Raw genomic sequence first — 20,094 nt, 5'->3', positions numbered from 1 at the left:
GATCCTAGGAGGCTGTTAAATGAGCTCATCATCAATACAAACCAGCAATATTGCCGACCTGAAACTGGCGCCGGAAGGTCATCTCAAAATTGATTGGGTGCAGGCGCACATGCCGGTACTGAACCGGGTACGCGAACAATTCGAGAAAGAACAACCGTTCAAAGGCTTGAAAGTGGCCATCTCGCTGCATCTGGAAGCGAAGACCGCGTATCTGGCGAAGGTCATCCAAGCCGGCGGAGCCGAAGTGACGATTACCGGCAGCAATCCGCTGTCTACGCAGGATGATGTATGCGCGGCGTTGGTGGAAGACGGAATTACGGTGTTTGCCAAGTACAACCCGGATCCGGAGGAATACAAGCAGCACCTCATCTCGACGCTGGAAACGAGACCGGATCTGATCATCGATGATGGCGGAGATCTCGTAACGATCCTTCACTCCGAGCGCACGGATCTGCTAGAAGGAGTGCGAGGCGGCGCCGAAGAGACAACGACGGGCATTCTGCGCCTGAAATCGCTGGAGAAAGAGGGCGCTCTGAAATTCCCGATGGTTGCCGTGAATGACGCGTACTGCAAATACTTATTCGATAACCGTTACGGTACGGGGCAATCGGTCTGGGACGGAATTAACCGAACGACCAACCTGGTGGTTGCAGGCAAAACGGTCGTTGTCGTCGGCTATGGCTGGTGCGGCAAAGGCGTGGCGATGCGCGCCAAGGGTCTCGGCGCCAACGTCATCGTGACCGAGATTGATCCGATCAAGGCGGTTGAGGCTTACATGGACGGCTTCCACGTTATGCCGATGCGCGAAGCGGCTAAACGGGGAGACTTTTTCGTAACCGTCACGGGCAACCGCGACGTCATTAGCGGAGAAGACTTTGATGTCATGAAGGATGGCGCCATTTTGTCCAATGCCGGGCACTTCGATGTGGAAGTCAACAAACCGGATCTGTCGGAGCGATCCCAATCGGTTCGGACGGTTCGCCGCAATATCGAAGAATACCATTTGAAGGACGGCCGTAAGATCTATTTGCTTGCAGAAGGCCGTTTGGTGAATCTGGCGGCAGGGGACGGACATCCGGCAGAAATCATGGATATGACGTTTGCGCTTCAGGCCTTGTCGCTCAAACACGTGAATGATCAGTACAAGAGCATCGGCAACCGCGTCGTGAATGTTCCGTACGAGCTGGATCAACAGGTTGCATTATATAAACTGGAAAGTCTAGGTATCCATATCGACAGCCTGAGCGCTGAGCAGAAATCCTACTTGGACAGCTGGGCCCAGCATTAAACCGCAGCAGCTTCAGATCATTTGCAGACCTCCTTTCCATCCCCCGACGGGATGAAAGGAGGTTTTTTGCGCGGTTGTTCTGAGAGAAAGTTCCAAAAAAACAAATGCAGCTCAGAAGGGATTTGATTCTTGACGCCGAATCTATTATCCTAAAGTGGTGGAAAGTGGTGCAAAGTGGGGAATCGGGGTTAAGGAGTGGAATGCCTGATGTTTATGGGGGAGTTTCAGCATAGCATCGACGATAAGGGGAGAATCATCATCCCCGCTAAATTTCGCGACCTCCTGGGCACCTCGTTTATCGTAACCCGCGGATTGGACAATTGCCTCTTTGTATACCCCAAAGATGAATGGGCCATCATGGAGCAGAAGCTCAAATCCCTACCGCTCATGAAGTCGGATGCACGCGCATTCACCCGGTTTTTTTTCTCCGGAGCGACGGAATGTGAATGGGATAAACAGGGAAGGGTAAATTTGCCGGGCAATTTGCGCGAGTTCGCCAAGCTCGAGAAGGAATGCGTCGTCATCGGCGTATCGAGCCGCGTGGAGATCTGGAGCAAGGAGCAATGGCAAAATTACTATCAGCAGTCGGAGGAAGCGTTCAACGACATTGCTGAGAAGCTGGTAGACTTTGATTTTGACTTATGACCAGCTAGGAAATCCCGTAATCGAAATGGACAAGTTACACTAAAAATCAGGAATGAGACACAATGGAGGGCTGCAGCTTTGTTCCATCACATCACAGTGCTTAAGCAAGAAGCGACAGAAGGGCTGCGCATCAAACCAGACGGTATATATGTTGACTGTACGCTCGGGGGGGCGGGGCACAGCTCGCTCATTGCTTCCCAACTAAGTTCGGAAGGCCGGTTGATCGCTTTGGATCAGGACGACTGGGCATTGAATAACGCCCGGGAGGCCATGAAGCCTTATGCGGACCGGATCACCCTCGTTAAGACCAATTTTCGCGATTTGGAGGAGGTGCTCCGACGCGAAGTGGGGGCTGGCGAGAACGGGCAGCCGCAAGTTGACGGTATACTGTTCGATTTGGGCGTATCTTCTCCGCAATTTGATGAAGGGGAGAGAGGGTTTAGCTACAATCATGATGCCCCGCTGGATATGCGGATGGATCAATCCGCCGAGCTTACAGCAGCCAAGATTGTAAACGAATGGCCGGAACAGGAAATCGCGCGGATATTGTACCAATACGGCGAAGAGAAGTTTTCAAGGCGGATTGCCAAGGTCATCGTTGAAAGAAGGGCACAGAGTCCTATTCAGACAACCGGAGAGCTTGTCGAAATGATTAAGGAAGGGATACCGGCCGCGGCTCGAAGAACGGGCGGCCACCCGGCGAAGCGAAGCTTTCAAGCATTTCGCATCGCGGTAAACGATGAGCTGGGCGCTTTCGAGGATGCGCTTCATCAAGCCGTAAGATGTCTAGCACCGGGAGGAAGGGTCTCGGTGATTACCTTCCACTCGCTCGAAGACCGGATATGCAAGCAGATTTTTAACAGTTACATTCCCAAGTGCACGTGCCCTCCAGACTTTCCGATGTGCGTATGCGGAGGCGGCCAAGGCGATCTGAAGCTGGTAAACCGTAAACCGCTTATCCCGTCGGCGGAAGAAATTGAGAGTAATCCAAGGGCGCGTTCGGCGAAGCTGCGGATTGCGGAGAAACTGTAGAAACATCAAATCCCTGAAGAAGGAGAATCAGCCATGGCTTACACGCGCGGCAATTTAGCCGTACAGGAGAGACAGAAGGAAACGCAGCAGTCCGCTTATCTCGAGAAGACCAAAGTCGTTAAACGTCGTTCCCAGCTTCCGCAAAAAGAAAAGCTGCTGTATTTGTTGTCCGTGGTGTTCGTGGTTGCCGTCATGGGCGTCATCGGCATGAGTCATGTTCATTCCTATGACTTGAACCGGCAGATCCAGGCGACGGAGAATGAGATACTTAAAGCTAAACGAAACATCAGTCAACTTCAGGTAGAGAAGCAGACGCTGGAGATGCAGGTATTGGACAAGGCGAAAGAGCTCGGTTATGTGCCGATTGAGGACGATAACATGATCCATCTATCACCTGTCTCGGGAGCAACCGGGACACAGGATTCAGACTCGGGACAAAATGATTGAAGTGTGAGGTTTTGACCGATGATTAAAAAAATCAAACTGCGTACCGTGCTAATAGGGGGATGTATAACCCTCTTTTTTGCTTTATTGATTGGTCGGGTATTTTGGCTGCAGGTGATCGATAACGACTTCTGGAAGGAACAAGCCTTAGCGAAATGGTCCAGAACCCAGGACTTGCCGGCATCCCGCGGTACGATCATGGACCGGGACGGCGACATCCTGGCCATGGACGCCCCCGCCTTCACGGTCATAGTAAACCCTGCGGTCATCCAGGCTAACGGCCTGGAGGATGAGGTCGTTAAAGGGCTGCACGAAACCCTCGGCAAGGATGAGGATAAGCTTCGCGAAATGGTTCAAGCCAAAGGCAAGGACGGGGAATACCTCAAGGGCGTGGAAGTCCGCAACGAAGGATGGAAGATCAGCCAAGAGAAGATGGAAGAGGTTAAAGCGTTCAGCCAAAGCTTGAATGATAAATTGAAGGCCGCAGGCAAAGTCCCCGATTCGGGCATCGGCTTTCAACGCGAGCAGAAACGCTTCTATCCCAAAGAGACATTGGCCGCGCATATGCTGGGTTACACCGATCGTCAAGGACAGGGGATCGGAGGCATTGAGCAGTTTTATGACGAGATGCTGAAGGGGACCGACGGATTCGCTTCTTACAAGAGCGACAAGAAGGGAGTCAAGCTGCCCAGCGAGGATGATTTATACCAGCCTGCAATAAATGGGAAAAATTTAGTACTGACGACCGACGATACAATCCAGTATTATATCGAGGAAGCGATGCGCGACACGTATAACCAATATAAACCAATCAGCATGACGGTGATCGCGGCGGATCCGAACACGATGGAAATACTGGGGATGGCCAACATGCCGACTTTTGATCCCAATACATATTCGAAGTGGAATCAAAAGAATTTTATCAACCATGCCGTGCGGTCCATCTATGAGCCGGGATCGACCTTCAAAATTGTAACCCTGGCCAGCGCAGTGCAGGAAAAGCTGTTTAACCCGGGTGATATCTATCAATCCGGATCCATCAGGGCGGGGGGAAGAACCCACCGGGACATTAACAGCGTAGGGTGGGGCCCGATCACCTACCTGGACGGCGTGAAAAAGTCGAGTAACGTTGCTTTTGTTAAACTCGGATACGAGATGCTCGGCAAGGAGCGGTTTACCAATTATATTCGGGAATTCGGTTTTACCGAGAAAACGAATATTGACCTGCCGGGGGAAATTCTCGGTACCTTGAACATGACCTATGATTCCGATATTTCAACCATGACCTACGGTTACGCCGTATCCGTAACGCCTATACAACAGATTGCGGCCATTTCCGCCGTTGCCAACGGCGGCAAGCTCATGGAGCCGCATATGGTGAAGGAGATCGAGGACCCCAACACGGGCGAGGTTCAGAAAATCGAGCCGAAAGTCGTGCGCCAGGTCATATCTCCCGAAGCCGCAAGAGAAACAGGGACTTACCTTGAGCAGGTCGTAGCCGACCAATTAAACGGCACAGGCAAGCTTGCGTATATCGACGGATACCGCGTTGCGGGCAAAACCGGTACCGCCATTAAATCCGGCGGCGGATATAAAGACCGTTCGAAACAGGTGGTTTCGTTCATCGGGTACGCACCCGTCGAAAACCCGAAGATTGCCGTGCTGGTTATTATCGACGAACCTAACGTGGAGAAGGGCGGCGGAACGCTGGCGGCACCGATTTTCAAAGAAATCGTCTCCAAGACATTGAATTATTGGGGCGTTCCCAAATCGACTGAAACTCAGGACAAAGAAAAATCGAATACGGGAACGGCGCCGAAGGATTCCCTTAAAGCACCGGACTTTACGGGAATGAAGCTCAGCGAAGTAAAGGCCAAGCTGTTGAAGGACGGAGTTGCGTTTGAGACATTGGGTAATGGAAGCACCGTGAAGGAGCAGTATCCGCCCGCAAATGCGACCATCAGCGTTGGACAGCGAATCTATCTTCTTACAGAGGACAGCCCATCGATGAAAATCCCGAATTTAGAAGGAGAATCGCTTAGGGACGCCATGGAGGTGCTCACCTTGATGAAAGTAAAGGTGAACGTTCAGGGCGAGGGTTTCGTTGCATCGCAATTGGAAGCCAAAGAGAATGGCCAGCGGATCGTGCAATTAACGCTGAAATCGGCTCAAGAGCTGATAACGGGGAGCAGCAGTACCGATGAAACCTCCTCCGATGGCAACGAAAATGCGAACGGGGAAGAAACCGGCGACAAAGAGACGGAAGGAACCCCCGATAACGAAGCCGAAGCAAACGACCCAGGACAAGGCGATACAGAAGGGGAATAGCTTGTTCTAACCCGGGTTTGTCCCGAATACTCATGTGAAGAACGCATATCATGAGCTTTCGGGTTCAAACAGGGAGGGAAGCTTAGGTGAAAGTATCCAAGGTATCGCAGCGGAGAAGGCTGCTCTGGAGCCTGCTGCTGCTGCTCCTGCTGTTCTCTGCGCTGATCGTCAGACTGGCCTATGTGCAGATCGGGAAAGGCGCGGAGCTGTCGGCGAAGGCGGAGGACCTCTGGCGCCGCGACATTCCGTTCGCGGCACAACGTGGCGAAATTCTGGACCGTAACGGAACCGCATTGGTTACGAATATAACGACACCGACCATTTGGGCGATTCCTGTACAAATCAAAGATCCGGACCATACAGCCGAGACGTTGGCCGGGCTGATCAGCATGGACAAGGCCGATATCAAGAAGATCATTACGAAACGTTCGAGGTTGGAACGGATAAATCCCGGTGGACGAAAAATTACGATGGAGCTGGCTCAGGAAATTCGTGATTTGAAGCTGCCGGGTATCGTTGTTGCTGAGGATAACAAACGGTATTATCCCTACGGCGATCTCGCGGCCCATATTTTGGGGTTTACGGGAGCCTACAGCCAGGGACTCACCGGCCTGGAAGCCATGCATGACGACAAGCTGAAGGGCTTCGAAGGCGGAATATCCTATTTGTCCGATGCCGGCGGAAGAATCATGCCGGGCTCCTCGGAGAAATACGTAGAGCCCCGCGACGGTCTGAATCTGGAGCTGACGATCGATAAATCGATCCAGTCCATCATGGAGAGGGAGCTTGACCAGGCCATGGTGAAGTACCAGGCGAATGGAGCATGGTCGATTGCCATGAATCCGAAGACGGGCGAGATTTTGGCGATGGCCAGCAGGCCGGGGTACTCCCCTGCCAACTATCAGGAATTTTCAGCGGAGACATACAATCGCAACTTGCCGATCTGGATGACCTATGAGCCGGGCTCGACGTTCAAGATTATTACGCTTGCCGCTGCCCTCGAAGAGGACAAGGTCGATCTGAAGAACGACCATTTCTTCGACAGCGGGGCGGTAGAGGTCGGCGGAGCCAGGCTGCGCTGCTGGAAGAAAGGCGGCCATGGCAGTCAAACCTTCATGGAGGTTGTGCAGAACTCCTGCAACCCGGGCTTTGTGGCATTGGGCCAGAAGCTGGGCAAGGAAAGCCTGTTCCAGTATATCCGGGATTTCGGCTTTGGAGCGAAGACGGGCATCGATTTGAACGGGGAAGAGAACGGCATTCTGTTCAAGCTCGATAACGTTGGCCCTGTGGAGCTGGCCACAACGGCGTTTGGCCAAGGCGTATCGGTTACGCCGATCCAGCAGGTTGCGGCCGTGTCCGCCGCCATTAACGGCGGTAAGCTGTTCAAGCCGCACGTCGCCAAGGCTTGGGTCAATCCGGAGACGGGCGAGACGGTTGAGGAGATCAAACCGGAGCTCGTCAGACAAGTAATCTCGGAGGAAACCTCCAAGCAAGTGCGCGAGGCACTCGAAAGCGTCGTCGCCAAAGGAACCGGACGTCCGGCCTTCATCGACGGTTATCGTGTGGGAGGGAAGACCGGTACCGCCCAGAAGGTGATTAACGGCCGCTACTCGTCAACCGAGCATATCGTCTCCTTCATCGGATTCGCGCCAGCCGATGATCCGGAAATCGTGGTGTACACGGCGGTGGATAACCCGAAAGGCATACAGTTCGGCGGCGTCGTGGCAGCCCCGATCGTGCAGAATATCCTGGAGGATGCGCTGCACTATATGAACGTTCCGCCGCGCAAAGACCAGCTTGCCCGCGAATACAAGTACGGCGAGACGCCGACCGTGACCGTACCGAACCTGGTCGGTGCAACCGTTCAGGATCTGTATGAGGACTTGAATATGAACTTCATGCTGGCCAAGTCCGGAACCGGCAATACGGTGATTTCCCAGGCGCCGAAGCCGGGAAGCCGGGTGGAGCGAGGGTCCACCATTCGGATTTACATGGGTGAAGACCCGGGGGAATCCAAGCACGAACACTAAGGCATCATCCGGTCGGCAAGCGAAGGGCGGATGATGCAGATATATAGAGAGAGGGATAACAATGAACTTAAAGCAATTATCATCCGTATTGGCCGCTGCTGTTATCGAGGGATCCGGAGATGTTGAAATTACGGGGATAGAAACAGACTCCAGACAAGTAAAACCGGGGGATTTGTTCATTTGCCTGCCGGGCCATACGGTGGATGGACACCAGTTTGCAGCCCAGGCCGCCGACAAAGGCGCCGCGGCGCTGGTCGTTGAACGCAAGCTGGAGGTTGACCTCCCGCAGGTCATCGTGAAAGACAGCCGCTTCGCGATGGCGGGTTTGGCGAATGCCTTTTATCATCAGCCGAGCTCCCGCATGAAGATGATCGGCGTAACCGGTACGAACGGCAAGACAACGACAACGTATTTGATCGAGACGATCATGAACGATTTCGGGTTGAAAACCGGATTGATCGGCACGATTCAGATGAAATACGGCGGCCAGTCCTTCCCGATGCCGAGAACGACGCCCGAGGCGCTGGAGCTTCAGCGTTACTTGAACGATATGGCCAATGCAGGCACCGAGTGCTGCGTGATGGAGGTATCCTCGCATGCGCTCGAACAGGGGCGCGTGAAGGGAACGGATTTCCGGACAGCCATCTTCACGAATCTGACCCAGGACCATTTGGACTATCATCACACGATGGAAGAATACCGCGGCGCAAAAGGGTTATTTTTCTCCCGGCTGGGCAACGCTTTTGCCAAGGATGAATCCGCGCGCAAATATGCCGTCCTGAATGCGGATGACGATGCTTCGGCATATTTCGCCAAGCAGACCGCGGCGGAAGTGATTACCTACGGTTTGGGTGAAGATGCGGATGTGCGGGCGAGCAATATATCGATCACCGCGCAAGGCACCTCGTTCCATGTGGATACGTTCCGCGGCAGTGCGGACATTTCGATTCGAATGGTAGGGAAATTCAACGTGTATAACGCCATGGCTGCGATCGCGGCAGCGCTCCTGGAAGGTGTGCCGCTCGAAGATATCAAGAACAGCCTGGAGTCCGTGCCCGGAGTCGATGGCCGCGTAGAGGTCGTGGATGAAGGCCAGCCGTATGCCGTGATCGTGGATTATGCCCATACGCCGGACGGACTTGAAAATGTGCTCCGCACCGTCAATGAATTCGCGGAAGGCCGGGTGCTCACCGTTTTCGGCTGCGGGGGCGACCGGGACCGGACCAAACGGCCGATCATGGGTAAAATCGCTGCGAAATACAGCGATGTTGTATTGGTAACTTCCGATAATCCCCGTACCGAGGATCCGGAGTTGATATTGAAGGATATCGAGGCCGGATTGGTTGAGGACGGTGTGGCAACCGAAAGCTACAAGCTCATCGTCGATCGCCGGAAAGCGATCGAAAAGGCTATTGAAATGGCAAGCCCGGGCGATGTAGTATTGATTGCGGGGAAAGGTCATGAGACCTATCAGCTGATTGCGGGCGAAGTGCTTGATTTTGACGACCGCATCGTAGCCAAAGACGCGATAAGGGGCAGACAATAGTGATCCATAAATCATTAAAGAGCATCGCCGACATGTGCGGCGGAACGCTCTCACGTAACCAAGATGACAACATCATCATTCAAGGAGTCGGTACCGACTCCCGAACCATACAGCCGGGCAACCTGTTTGTTCCGATTGTCGGCGAGAAGTTTGACGGGCATGAATTCGTGGAGAGCGTGCTCGCCGGCGGAGCCGGCGCGGCATTCTGGCAGAGGGATCATCAGCCGGTTCCCGCCGACCTTCCGCTCATTTTCGTGGAGGATACATTAAAGGCGCTCCAGTCGCTTGCGGCGGCCTATTTGTCCGAGAGCAGAGCCAAGGTGGTGGGCATAACCGGCAGCAACGGCAAAACCACCGTGAAGGACATGGTGTCGGCACTGCTTGAAACCACGTATAACGTTCACAAAACGCAAGGCAATTATAATAATCATATCGGGCTTCCGTTAACCGTACTGGCAATGAAGGAAGGCACCGACATTATCGTGCTTGAGATGGGTATGAGCGGACGACATGAGATCGAGCTGCTCTCGAATATAGCCCGCCCGGATTTAACCGTGATCACCAATGTCGGGGAAGCGCATTTGCTGCAGCTCGGTTCCCGGGAAGAAATCGCACGGGCCAAGCTTGAAATTATCAGCGGCATGAAGCCCGGCGGTTTGCTGATCTATCATGGGGACGAACCGCTGATCCGTCAGGTGCTTGCTGAAGAGGGAACGGTGAAGCCGGAGGGGCTGCGTACGTTTACGTTCGGAAATCAAGATACCAATGACGATTATCCGACGGGACTCATGTTCCATGCCAGAGGAATCATTTTTACTTCGAGCCGGCATGCAGGCGAAGGCTTCAGCCTGCCGCTCCTCGGCCGCCACAATGTGGTAAACGCCCTGGCAGCCATGGCCGTGGCGACCCATCTGGGCATCGGCGATGAAGCCATTCGCAGCGGGTTCGCCCGTCTGAAGCTGTCGAGCATGCGGATCGAAGCCGTAGAGACCGCGTTCGGGGTAACCGTGCTGAACGATGCCTACAATTCCAGCCCGACGGCGGTGAAGGCGGCTGTAGACGTGCTTGGCGATATGAAGGGTTACCGCCGCCGGATCGCCGTGCTCGGGGACATGCTGGAACTTGGTCAGCGGGAAGAGTCATTCCATGCCGAAATCGGAGAGTATTTATCTCCGGACAATGCGGATCTGGTATTCACCTACGGTCCGTTGTCTCTTCATACGGCGAATAAAGCGAAAGCTCGCTTCCCGGAAGGGGCCGTGCTTTCTTTTTCGGATAAAGAAAAGCTGATCGAAGCCCTGCTGGAGCAGGTTACGGAGAAGGATATCGTATTGGTGAAAGCCTCGCGCGGCATGAGGCTGGAGCACGTGGTTGATGCCTTGAAGGCACTGCCGGGCAGCAACAACGGAGTGAGGGGGTGAGCTGATGGACTTTCAATTGCTGTTATTGACAATCGGTGTAGCGTTTGTGCTTGCGGTGATATCGGCTCCGCTGCTCATTCCGCTGCTGCGGCGTATGAAGTTCGGCCAGCAGGTCAGGAACGACGGTCCGCAGAGCCACTTGAAAAAAGCCGGGACGCCAACGATGGGCGGCGTCGTCATTCTTTTAGCTTTTACGCTGACTTATATTAAATTTTCGCCTGTCGATACCGATTTCTACGTGCTGATCGTAGCCACGCTCGGTTTCGGTTTGATCGGCTTTCTTGACGATTACATCAAGATCGTGTTTCGCAGATCATTAGGACTTACGGCCCGGCAGAAGCTGTTTGGACAGCTTCTGTTTTCCGGTATTATGTGCTGGCTGTTGATTTCCAACGGCCACAGCACGGCAATCAGCGTACCCGGCATGGATTGGTCCTTTGATTGGGGCCCATGGTTCTATTATCCGTTCATCGTGGTCATGATGCTTGCAATCAGCAACGCGGTCAATTTCACCGACGGATTGGACGGCCTGCTGTCCGGCGTCAGCGCGATTGCCTTTGGCGCCTATGCCATCGTCGCCATCCAGTCCACCTCGTTCGCGGCGGCGTTCTGCGCGGCTGCCATGATCGGCGCGGTGCTCGGGTTTCTGGTATTTAACGCTCATCCCGCGAAGGTGTTCATGGGTGATACGGGTTCTTTAGGCATCGGCGGTGCCATCGGCGCCATTGCCATCGTAACCAAGAGCGAGCTGCTGTTCCTGATCATTGGAGGGGTCTTCGTCATCGAGATGCTATCTGTTGTGCTTCAGGTGATCTCCTTCAAAACCCGGGGCAAACGAATATTCAAAATGAGCCCGATCCACCACCATTACGAATTGTCCGGGTGGTCGGAGTGGCGCGTTGTTTTTACATTTTGGGCCGTGGGACTGGTACTTGCGGGACTCGGACTCTATATCAACAAGGGGTTGTAACATATGAAGCAGCTAGATGTTTATCGGGATAAGCATATCGTCGTGTTGGGTCTTGCCAAAAGCGGAGTGCAGGTGGCCAAGGTGCTGCATCAAGCCGGCGCCTCCGTCATCGTGAATGATCGAAAGGAAAGAGAACAGTGTCCTGAAGCCTCGGAGCTCGAGGCTTTGGGTATTTCTGTTATTTGCGGCGGGCATCCCGATGACCTCATTCATCCCGGCGTGGCGCTCCTTGTCAAAAACCCGGGAATTCCGTATTCGGTTCCTCCTGTCCAAAAGGCGATCGAGCTTGAAATTCCGATCGTGACCGAAGTCGAAATCGCCTATCACCTCTGTGAAGCTCCCATAATCGGCATCACGGGCTCGAACGGCAAAACAACCACGACGACTTGGGTGGGCCAGCTGCTGGAAAACGCCGGCCTTTCTCCGATCGTTGCCGGCAATATCGGCACGCCCCTATCCGAGGCTGCAGCGACAGCCACCGAACATGACTGGATGGTCGTGGAGCTGAGCAGTTTTCAGCTAAAAGGAACGGAGGCGTTCCGGCCGCGCATTGCCTGTCTCCTCAACGTGACGGAAACGCATCTGGATTACCATGGCGGAATGGATGATTATGTGGCATCCAAAGCCAAGCTGTTTGCCAACCAGACTTCGGAGGATACCGCTGTGCTCAATTGGGATGATCCCGTGTGCAGAAACCTTGTCCCGTATATCAAGGCGCACATCGTGCCTTTTTCGATGAGCGAGAGCCTTCGTGAAGGGGTTCACATCACGCCGCCATATGCTCCCGGTGCCCAGGATTCGGACGACGACGATCAGGGGCGCAGAATCATTTATACAGACGGCGAAGGGTTTACCCATGAGATCATCCGTGTGGAGAACATCGGACTGCCGGGAAGATTCAATGTGGGGAACGCAATGGCGGCCTGTGCCATCGCCATAGCGGCGGGCGTTGCCCCCGATAAGCTGGAGGAAGCTTTGTCCAGCTTCCGCGGCGTTGAGCACCGCCTGGAATTTGTGGCGGAGCTTCAAGGCGTATCCTATTACAACAATTCCAAGGCAACCAACTCCAAGGCGACGCACATGGCTTTGACCTCGTTCAAGGAACCTGTCGTTTTGATCGCGGGGGGGCTTGACCGGGGATCGGATTACGAGGAGCTGATTCCATCCATGCAAGGGCGGGTGAAAGCGGTCGTGCTTCTTGGCGAAACCAGGGAGAAAATCGCGAACGCTGCCGCCAAGGCCGGATTAAAGGACATCATCCTCGTCGATAATGGGGAGGACGCCGCTTCGACATTGACCTCGGCTGTCCGGAAGGCTGCCGGGCTGGCGGAGAGCGGAGACATCGTTCTCCTGTCCCCCGCGTGCGCGAGCTGGGACATGTTTCCTTCCTATGAGACGCGAGGACGCATTTTTAAAGAGGCGGTGCATAACCTTTAAGTAGGGGGGTGGAAAAGCCCCTACTAAGGATGTACGAGGTGGCCTTTCCATGAACAAGAACCGCCAGGCGCCCGATCTGTGGCTGCTTATCTGTATTTTGGCCCTGCTGGCCATCGGAATCGTCATGGTATACAGTGCAGGCTCCGTCCTCGCTTTTCATGACTATGGCGATAAGTTTTATTTTGTGAAGCGTCAGCTGTTTTTTGCCTGTCTGGGGCTTGCTGCCATGTACTTCACATCGAGGATCGATTTTCGGGTTTGGAAGAAATACAGCAAGATTGCGCTGCTGGTCTGCTTTTTTTTACTGATTATCGTACTAATTCCAGGCATCGGCGTTGTTCGCGGCGGAGCCAGAAGCTGGCTCGGCATCAGCTCGTTCGGCATTCAGCCCTCCGAGTTCATGAAGCTGGGCATGATTCTGTTTCTATCGCGCTGGCTTAGCAAGCAAGACTATGATATTACATCATTTACCAGAGGGCTGATGCCGCCGCTAGGTTTGATCGGACTGGCATTCGGGCTGATCATGCTCCAGCCTGATTTGGGTACGGGGGCCGTTATGCTCGGTGCTGCGATGATGATCGTATTTACGGCAGGAGCACGGATGAAGCATCTGGGCTTTCTCGCTTTAGGGGGGATAGCCGGATTCATAGGCTTGATTCTGACAGCGCCTTACCGGCTGAAGCGGATAACCGGCTTTCTCGATCCATGGTCCGATCCGCTCGGCGCAGGCTACCAGATCATCCAATCCCTCTATGCGATAGGGCCGGGCGGACTCGGCGGACTCGGACTAGGCATGAGCCGTCAGAAGTACGCTTATGTGCCCGAACCGCAGACTGATTTTATTTTTTCGATCCTGGCCGAAGAGCTGGGGTTCATCGGCGGCTTGATTGTACTGCTCTTGTTCGCCGCCTTGGTGTGGCGGGGCATGAGGGTGGCCATGACGGTCACCGACGGCTTTGGCAGTCTGCTGGCCGTAGGGATCGTAGGCATGGTCGCCATCCAGGTCGTCATCAATATCGGCGTCGTTATCGGTTTGATGCCGGTGACAGGGATTACGCTGCCGCTCATCAGTTACGGAGGCAGCTCGCTGACGCTGATGCTGACGGCGCTCGGCATTCTATTAAATATTTCCCGTTATGCGAGGTGAAGGGTATGCGTGTCGTTTTGACCGGCGGCGGAACGGGGGGGCATATTTACCCCGCCGTTGCCATAGCAAGACAATGTGAGAAGGAAGATCCGAAGACGGAATTTTTATATATCGGAGGCGAGCGAGGCCTCGAAAGCAAGCTGGTGCCCCAAGAGAAGCTGCCGTTCGAGAGCATCGATATCACGGGGTTCCGGCGCAAGCTGTCGATGGACAACGTGAAAACGATCATGCGTTTTTTTAAAGGCGTGAAGCGATCGAAGGCCCTTCTGAAGGAGTTTAAGCCCGATGTCGTGATCGGGACGGGCGGATATGTGTGCGGCCCTGTCGTTTACGCCGCCGCCAAGCTGGGAATACCGACCATGATTCATGAGCAGAACGCGATTCCGGGCCTGACCAACCAATTCCTCAGCCGATATGCGGATACGGTTGCGGTCAGTTTTGAAGGAACGGAGTCTTCTTTTCCTAAAGCCAAAAGAACGGTATATACAGGAAATCCACGTGCGACAACGGTTTTATCCGCCAATCGTGAACGTGGATTTGCTACGCTCGGCATTCCGGTGGACAGCCAGGTCGTTCTGATCGTCGGCGGAAGCCGGGGAGCCAAGGCGATCAATAACGCGATGATCGGGATGGCGCCGTTCATTCACAAGCTGCCGAATGTCCATTTTGTTTTTGTTACGGGCGAAACGTATTTCGAGAATACGCGGGAATCCATTCGGTCCCAGCTCGGCACCATGCCGAATCATCTTCATATTTTGCCCTATATTCATAATATGCCGGAAGTGCTTGCGGCTACTTCGCTGATCGTAAACCGTGCGGGAGCCTCATTCCTGGCGGAAATTACATCGCTTGGCATCCCATCCGTCCTTATACCATCACCTAACGTCACCAATAACCACCAGGAGGCGAATGCGAGGCAATTGGAGGAAGCGGGGGCATCCAGCATGATTTTGGAAAAGGACTTGACGGCTGAATCGCTGTTCCGAAAGCTTGAGGAGATCATGACCAACCGCTCTGCAAGAGAGTTGATGTCTGCGGCTTCGAAAGAGCTCGGCAAACCGGACTCGGCGGCCGTCATAACCCAAGAAATCCGCCGGTTAACCGGCAAACGCTAAAACGGCTGGGCGATTGTCACACACCTATGGAGCCTGACATAAGATACTCTATAATCGTGACACACCCATGAGGCCGGCATTACTGACAGCGGCCATCTCTTCATCCAGTTGAAGGAATGGCCTTTTGGTTTTGAAAGTCAAGGGAGGTTTATTTAAAATGCAGCAGTGGAAATCGCTACTATCAGAGGCCAATGTCGGAGCAGTGTTATGGAATGAACCGCTGGCAAAATATACGACATGGAAAATAGGCGGACCAGCCGATTGCCTGATTGTTCCTGAGAACAAGGAACAGCTCAAGGAACTGGTCACTCTTCTCCATGCCCATCACATACCTTGGACACAGCTGGGCCGCGGTTCAAACATGCTGGTTGCCGATAAAGGAATTCGGGGAGCGGTCATCAAGCTGGGCCAGGGTTTTGAGGAGCTTCGTTTTGACGGAGAGACGGTAACTGCAGGCGGCAGTCTGTCTTTTGTCAAACTTAGTGTTCTGGCCGGAAAACAAGGATTATCCGGGCTCGAATTTGCCGGAGGCATTCCTGGATCGGTCGGAGGGGCCGTCTACATGAATGCGGGTGCCCATGGGTCTGATGTGTCACGCATATTCAAGTCCGCTGACATTGTACTGGAAACAGGGGAATTGGTTACGTATGCTGCGAAAGATATGGCGTTTGATTACCGACACTCCATTCTGCATGAACGAAAAGGGATTGTGACTGAAGCGGTATTTGAGCTCCGTCAAGGAGACCGCAAGGAGATTACAGCCGTTATGGCCTCCTATAAGGACCGTCGCCGGCGTACGCAGCCACTCCAATCCGCAACGGCAGGCAGCGTATTTCGAAACCCGCCCGGCGACCATGCGGCGAGGTTGATCGAGGCTGCCGGTCTCAAGGGCCTGCGGATCGGAGGCGCGGAAGTTTCTTTACAGCATGCCAATTTCATCGAGAACACCGGTCAAGCGACAGCAGAGGACGTGCTCGCTTTGATGGAACGCATCAAGGAAACCATATCGGAGAAGAACGGAATTCAAATGGTGCCTGAGGTGTACGTTCTGGGCGAGCGGTAAACTCGGAGGTGATACATTGGACAAATTGGTGATTGAGGGCGGAAGGCCCCTATCAGGAACCATACGTATCCATGGAGCAAAAAATGCAGCTTTACCTATTCTAGCAGCAAGTCTTCTTGCAGAAGGGACTGTAAGATTAAGCAATGTCCCGCATCTGCTGGATATTGAAGTGATGCTCAGCATTCTCGGCCGTCTCGGCTCCAAATGCAAGCATGAGCTGGAGACGGTGACCGTGGATACCTCGTCGGCCAATTCGTTTCATGTCCCGGAAGATTTAATGAAGCAGATGCGATCCTCCATCTTTTTGATGGGACCTCTGCTGGCCCGTTTTGGCGAAGTGACGATCTACCAGCCCGGAGGCTGCGCGATCGGAGAACGCAAGATCGACCTCCATCTTAAAGGATTGCAGGCGCTTGGTGCGGAAATCGAGGAGAGCAACGATAAGATCCATTGCAGGGCCAGCCGTTTGATCGGAACCGATATTCATCTGGATTTTGCCAGCGTAGGGGCGACGGAGAATATCATGATGGCAGCTGCAACGGCGCTTGGCACGACGGTGCTCACCAATGCCGCGAGAGAGCCTGAAATTCAGGACCTTCAGCATTTCCTGAACAAAATGGGAGCGAACATTATCGGGGCAGGAACGGATACCATAACGATCCATGGCGTGGAGCGCCTGGAGCCTTGCGAGTATGAGATCATTCCGGACCGGATCGTAGCCGGAACTGTCATGATCGCAGCAGCGGTTACCCGCGGCAGCGTAACGCTTACAAAGACCAATCCGTCCCATTTAACTTCCCTTATACATGTGCTGAAGCGCGCCGGTGTTCAAACCAGTATATGCAATGATATAATAAATATAAGCTGCATGAGCCGTCCTAAAGCTGTGGAACGAATCGTGACTTCGCCGTATCCTTCTTTCCCGACTGATTTGCAATCCCAGGTTATGGTTTTGCTGTCCTTGGCGGACGGGTTTAGCGTGATGAAAGAGACGGTATTCGAAGGACGGTTCAAGCATGTGGAGGAACTCTCCCGCATGGGGGCGGACATTTCCACGGATCTGAACTATGCGTTCATACGCGGCGTTCAGAGAATTTACGGAGCCACCGTGGAAGCAACCGATCTTCGGGCTGGAGCGGCGCTCGTCATTGCCGGTTTGGCCGCGCAGGGAACGACCGTGGTGGAACAAGTTCACCATATTGATCGCGGTTATGATCGTATTGAAAACATGTTCCAAGGTTTAGGCGCACGGATCTATCGTCAGTCCCCGGTGCCAAAGCCGCTTGATTTAGCCAATTGAGGTCCTGAGCATCCCCTCCAGGAGGAGGGGATAACAGGTCTTTATGGAGAGAGTGGATATGTCCAAGACACATATGCCTGTCCTGAAGCAGGACAAGCCCAAACCGAAAACGGCCAAAAAAATCATATGGATTCTTTTGCTGCTGTTTGCAGCTCTGCTGACGATCCTGTTTTTCCGGTCGTCGGTCAGCCAAGTTACCGAGATTCATTTTACAGGTAATACGTTTAATACAAATGAGCAGCTTACCAAGCAAAGCGGACTCCACATCGGAGACCAGTACTTTGGCGTCGACCCCGCACTCGTGCAGGAGCGCCTGATGAAGCTGGGCACGATTAAGACGGCCGAAGTGGTCAAGAGCTTTCCCGGCGAAGTCAGTATTGTGGTGACGGAACATCCTACGGTTGCCTTTGAGCTGTCCGACAGCGGCGAGCTCCAAGCGATTCTGTCGAGCGGTACCTCGGTTCCCGTCACGGCAAGCGGCATTGCCGTGGAGAAGCCGATTCTGACCAATTGGGATGCAAACGACCCCAACAAGGCCAAGCTCAGCAAAGTACTTGCCGAGATTCCGGGCAGCCTGACTTCGGACATTTCGGAGATTATGCCATCGCCAACGTTATCTTTTCCGGATCGGATCAAGATGTATACGCGTTCCAAATTCGAGGTCATTACTTCGGTTTCCTTGCTCCGTGACAAGGTAGAGTACTTGAATCAGGTTACCGAAATAGAGCGGCCGGGCGTGATTACGATGCTGGAAGCCGATTCTTACGTGCCGTTTGAAGAAGAAGTTGGAGAAGACGCCGAGGAAGGGCAATAAACCCCTACTCAGGCATAGGAATAAATGGTACAATTGAAAGTATTGACAACTTGTTTCGGCTCTTCTTTTTTGAATGACTTTTACGGCCTGTTATAGCAAATGTTGGCAGTAAAAAAAATGTTGAAAAAAGAGGGAAAGACCCGCGAGTGTTGAATAAGTAGAAATGTATTCTTTATAATCAAAATTAATTTGCTAAAAACAGGAGGTGCCAGGGCTTGAGCAACAATGACATCATTGTTAGTTTGGACATCGGTACATCCAAAGTTCGTGCTATTATTGGGGAAGTTAATAATGGAACCTTTAATATTATTGGAGTTGGATCTGCCGACTCGGAGGGAATTCGCAAAGGTGCAATTGTAGATATCGACCAGACCGTACAATCCATTCGCAGCGCTGTTGATCATGCGGAGCGTATGGTCGGTATTCAAATATCCGAAGTTTATGTCGGCATATCTGGAAATCATATCGGACTTCAATCCAGCCACGGCGTTGTGGCAGTATCGAACGAGGATCGCGAAATTGGTGAAGAGGACATTGACCGCGTGCTGAAGGCAGCGGAAGTCGTTGCGCTTCCTCCCGATCGTGAAATTATCGATGTGGTTGCTAAACAGTTTGTAGTTGACGGTTTGGAAGGAATCTCTGATCCGCGAGGAATGATCGGCGTAAGGCTGGAAGTGGAAGCGACGATTATAACTGGCGCCAAAACGGCAATACATAACCTGTTACGCTGCGTGGAGAAATCAGGTCTGAAAGTGAAGGATCTGGTGTTGATTCCGCTTGGTGCGGGACAGCTGGCCTTGTCCAAGGACGAGAAAACGATGGGGTCCGTGCTGGTCGACGTCGGAGCGGGCTCAACCACGCTGGCTGTGTTCGAGGGAGGCAGCATTGCCGCAACCTCCACGCTTCCGGTAGGCGGGGATTTCGTGACGAATGATATCGCATACGGCCTGCGAACGCTGACGGATCAAGCAGAGAAGGTTAAACTGAAGTACGGGTGCGCGCTGATCGAGAGTGCCGCACACGAAGTAACGTTCAAGGTAACGAGAATTGGAAGCAATGTGGACAAGGAGTTCACTCAAGAGGATCTGGCAGCTATCATAGAACCTCGCGTTCAGGAAATATTCCAATTAGTGCGCCAAGAAATCAAGCGCTTGGGTTACAGTGAGCTTCCTGGTGGTTATATACTTACTGGGGGCACTATGTCCATGCCTGGTGTGCTGCAGGTGGCACAAAATGAGCTGGCGACTTCCGTACGGATTGCGGTTCCCGATTTTATCGGTGTTCGTGATCCGGGATACTGCAGCGGAGTCGGCATCCTCCATAATGCAATCCGGAACGTACGCGTACGGAATACAGGAGGAAGCAACAACAGCAGCGGAAATAGCAAGAAACCGGTGAACCGCGCTAAGCAGCAAAATCCTGTCGCAGCAACTCAGGAGACCAGCCAGAAGCCGGGATTTATTGAACGCCTGAAAAAGATGTTCAGCGAGTTTATATAGCGGATTCATTCGACT

The 20,094-nt window shown here is 53.3% G+C and carries 16 protein-coding genes; all 16 read left to right on the top strand.

Translation table 11 applies throughout. The features are described 5' to 3' along the window. Window positions 1-19 precede the first annotated feature (19 nt). Window positions 20-1,288: an adenosylhomocysteinase gene (locus tag RB297_RS17525; RefSeq protein WP_192569218.1), complete on the top strand. Its 1,269-nt coding sequence runs from the start codon at window positions 20-22 to the stop codon at window positions 1,286-1,288. A 207-nt stretch (window positions 1,289-1,495) separates the two neighbouring features. Then, the gene (gene mraZ, locus RB297_RS17520) at window positions 1,496-1,933 is read left to right on the top strand and encodes a division/cell wall cluster transcriptional repressor MraZ (protein WP_009590832.1); all 438 of its coding nucleotides are present in this window, start codon (window positions 1,496-1,498) and stop codon (window positions 1,931-1,933) included. A gap of 78 nt (window positions 1,934-2,011) precedes the next feature. Continuing rightward, entirely contained in the window at window positions 2,012-2,965 is a 954-nt protein-coding gene (gene rsmH, locus RB297_RS17515; protein ID WP_036666015.1) for a 16S rRNA (cytosine(1402)-N(4))-methyltransferase RsmH, read from the top strand. Between the two features lie 33 nt (window positions 2,966-2,998). Continuing rightward, window positions 2,999-3,412: a cell division protein FtsL gene (locus tag RB297_RS17510; RefSeq protein WP_192569216.1), complete on the top strand. Its 414-nt coding sequence runs from the start codon at window positions 2,999-3,001 to the stop codon at window positions 3,410-3,412. Window positions 3,413-3,430: 18 nt separating this feature from the next. Next, window positions 3,431-5,737: a penicillin-binding transpeptidase domain-containing protein gene (locus RB297_RS17505; protein WP_375121027.1), complete on the top strand. Its 2,307-nt coding sequence runs from the start codon at window positions 3,431-3,433 to the stop codon at window positions 5,735-5,737. Window positions 5,738-5,823: 86 nt separating this feature from the next. After that, a complete protein-coding gene (locus tag RB297_RS17500; RefSeq protein WP_375121026.1) occupies window positions 5,824-7,767 on the top strand; it encodes a stage V sporulation protein D in 1,944 nt (647 codons plus the stop codon). 61 nt (window positions 7,768-7,828) lie between these two features. Further along, on the top strand, window positions 7,829-9,313 hold the full coding sequence (locus RB297_RS17495) for a UDP-N-acetylmuramoyl-L-alanyl-D-glutamate--2,6-diaminopimelate ligase (protein ID WP_096773070.1): 1,485 nt from the start codon (window positions 7,829-7,831) through the stop codon (window positions 9,311-9,313). After that, window positions 9,313-10,734 carry a UDP-N-acetylmuramoyl-tripeptide--D-alanyl-D-alanine ligase gene (locus RB297_RS17490; RefSeq protein ID WP_375121024.1) on the top strand — a complete coding sequence of 474 codons (1,422 nt, stop codon included), beginning with the start codon at window positions 9,313-9,315 and terminating at the stop codon, window positions 10,732-10,734. The genes RB297_RS17495 and RB297_RS17490 overlap by 1 nt, the downstream gene beginning before the upstream one ends. A gap of 4 nt (window positions 10,735-10,738) precedes the next feature. Next, on the top strand, window positions 10,739-11,704 hold the full coding sequence (gene mraY / locus RB297_RS17485) for a phospho-N-acetylmuramoyl-pentapeptide-transferase (protein ID WP_009590845.1): 966 nt from the start codon (window positions 10,739-10,741) through the stop codon (window positions 11,702-11,704). Window positions 11,705-11,707: 3 nt separating this feature from the next. After that, window positions 11,708-13,141, top strand: a complete 1,434-nt coding sequence (gene murD / locus RB297_RS17480; RefSeq protein WP_096773072.1) for a UDP-N-acetylmuramoyl-L-alanine--D-glutamate ligase — start codon at window positions 11,708-11,710, stop codon at window positions 13,139-13,141. 49 nt (window positions 13,142-13,190) lie between these two features. Next, complete coding sequence (gene spoVE / locus RB297_RS17475; protein WP_009589659.1) at window positions 13,191-14,288, top strand: stage V sporulation protein E; 1,098 nt, start codon at window positions 13,191-13,193, stop codon at window positions 14,286-14,288. A 5-nt stretch (window positions 14,289-14,293) separates the two neighbouring features. Continuing rightward, complete coding sequence (gene murG, locus RB297_RS17470; protein ID WP_192569213.1) at window positions 14,294-15,403, top strand: undecaprenyldiphospho-muramoylpentapeptide beta-N-acetylglucosaminyltransferase; 1,110 nt, start codon at window positions 14,294-14,296, stop codon at window positions 15,401-15,403. A 157-nt stretch (window positions 15,404-15,560) separates the two neighbouring features. Further along, window positions 15,561-16,466: a UDP-N-acetylmuramate dehydrogenase gene (gene murB, locus RB297_RS17465; RefSeq protein WP_015734237.1), complete on the top strand. Its 906-nt coding sequence runs from the start codon at window positions 15,561-15,563 to the stop codon at window positions 16,464-16,466. Window positions 16,467-16,482: 16 nt separating this feature from the next. Then, window positions 16,483-17,766 (top strand): UDP-N-acetylglucosamine 1-carboxyvinyltransferase, encoded by a 1,284-nt coding sequence (murA, locus tag RB297_RS17460; protein WP_009589613.1) that lies wholly within the window; start codon window positions 16,483-16,485, stop codon window positions 17,764-17,766. A gap of 58 nt (window positions 17,767-17,824) precedes the next feature. Continuing rightward, window positions 17,825-18,580: a cell division protein FtsQ/DivIB gene (locus tag RB297_RS17455; RefSeq protein ID WP_375121023.1), complete on the top strand. Its 756-nt coding sequence runs from the start codon at window positions 17,825-17,827 to the stop codon at window positions 18,578-18,580. A 215-nt stretch (window positions 18,581-18,795) separates the two neighbouring features. Continuing rightward, complete coding sequence (gene ftsA, locus RB297_RS17450) at window positions 18,796-20,079, top strand: cell division protein FtsA (protein WP_009589690.1); 1,284 nt, start codon at window positions 18,796-18,798, stop codon at window positions 20,077-20,079. Window positions 20,080-20,094: the final 15 nt, after the last annotated feature.

It is taken from the genome of Paenibacillus sp. CR_12, from assembly GCF_041953985.1.
GTDB classification, from domain to species: Bacteria; Bacillota; Bacilli; order Paenibacillales; family Paenibacillaceae; genus Paenibacillus_AQ; species Paenibacillus_AQ lautus_A.
This window is presented reverse-complemented; position numbering and strand designations above follow the sequence as displayed.

Bases quoted from the DNA above. Each gene is read 5' to 3' on its own strand.
- RB297_RS17455 (WP_375121023.1), top strand. From the start codon at position 17,825: ATGTCCAAGACACATATGCCTGTCCTGAAGCAGGACAAGCCCAAACCG.
- mraZ (WP_009590832.1), top strand. From the start codon at position 1,496: ATGTTTATGGGGGAGTTTCAGCATAGCATCGACGATAAGGGGAGAATC.
- spoVE (WP_009589659.1), top strand. From the start codon at position 13,191: ATGAACAAGAACCGCCAGGCGCCCGATCTGTGGCTGCTTATCTGTATT.
- RB297_RS17510 (WP_192569216.1), top strand. From the start codon at position 2,999: ATGGCTTACACGCGCGGCAATTTAGCCGTACAGGAGAGACAGAAGGAA.
- murG (WP_192569213.1), top strand. From the start codon at position 14,294: ATGCGTGTCGTTTTGACCGGCGGCGGAACGGGGGGGCATATTTACCCC.
- mraY (WP_009590845.1), top strand. From the start codon at position 10,739: ATGGACTTTCAATTGCTGTTATTGACAATCGGTGTAGCGTTTGTGCTT.
- RB297_RS17505 (WP_375121027.1), top strand. From the start codon at position 3,431: ATGATTAAAAAAATCAAACTGCGTACCGTGCTAATAGGGGGATGTATA.
- RB297_RS17495 (WP_096773070.1), top strand. From the start codon at position 7,829: ATGAACTTAAAGCAATTATCATCCGTATTGGCCGCTGCTGTTATCGAG.
- RB297_RS17525 (WP_192569218.1), top strand. From the start codon at position 20: ATGAGCTCATCATCAATACAAACCAGCAATATTGCCGACCTGAAACTG.
- murD (WP_096773072.1), top strand. From the start codon at position 11,708: ATGAAGCAGCTAGATGTTTATCGGGATAAGCATATCGTCGTGTTGGGT.
- murB (WP_015734237.1), top strand. From the start codon at position 15,561: ATGCAGCAGTGGAAATCGCTACTATCAGAGGCCAATGTCGGAGCAGTG.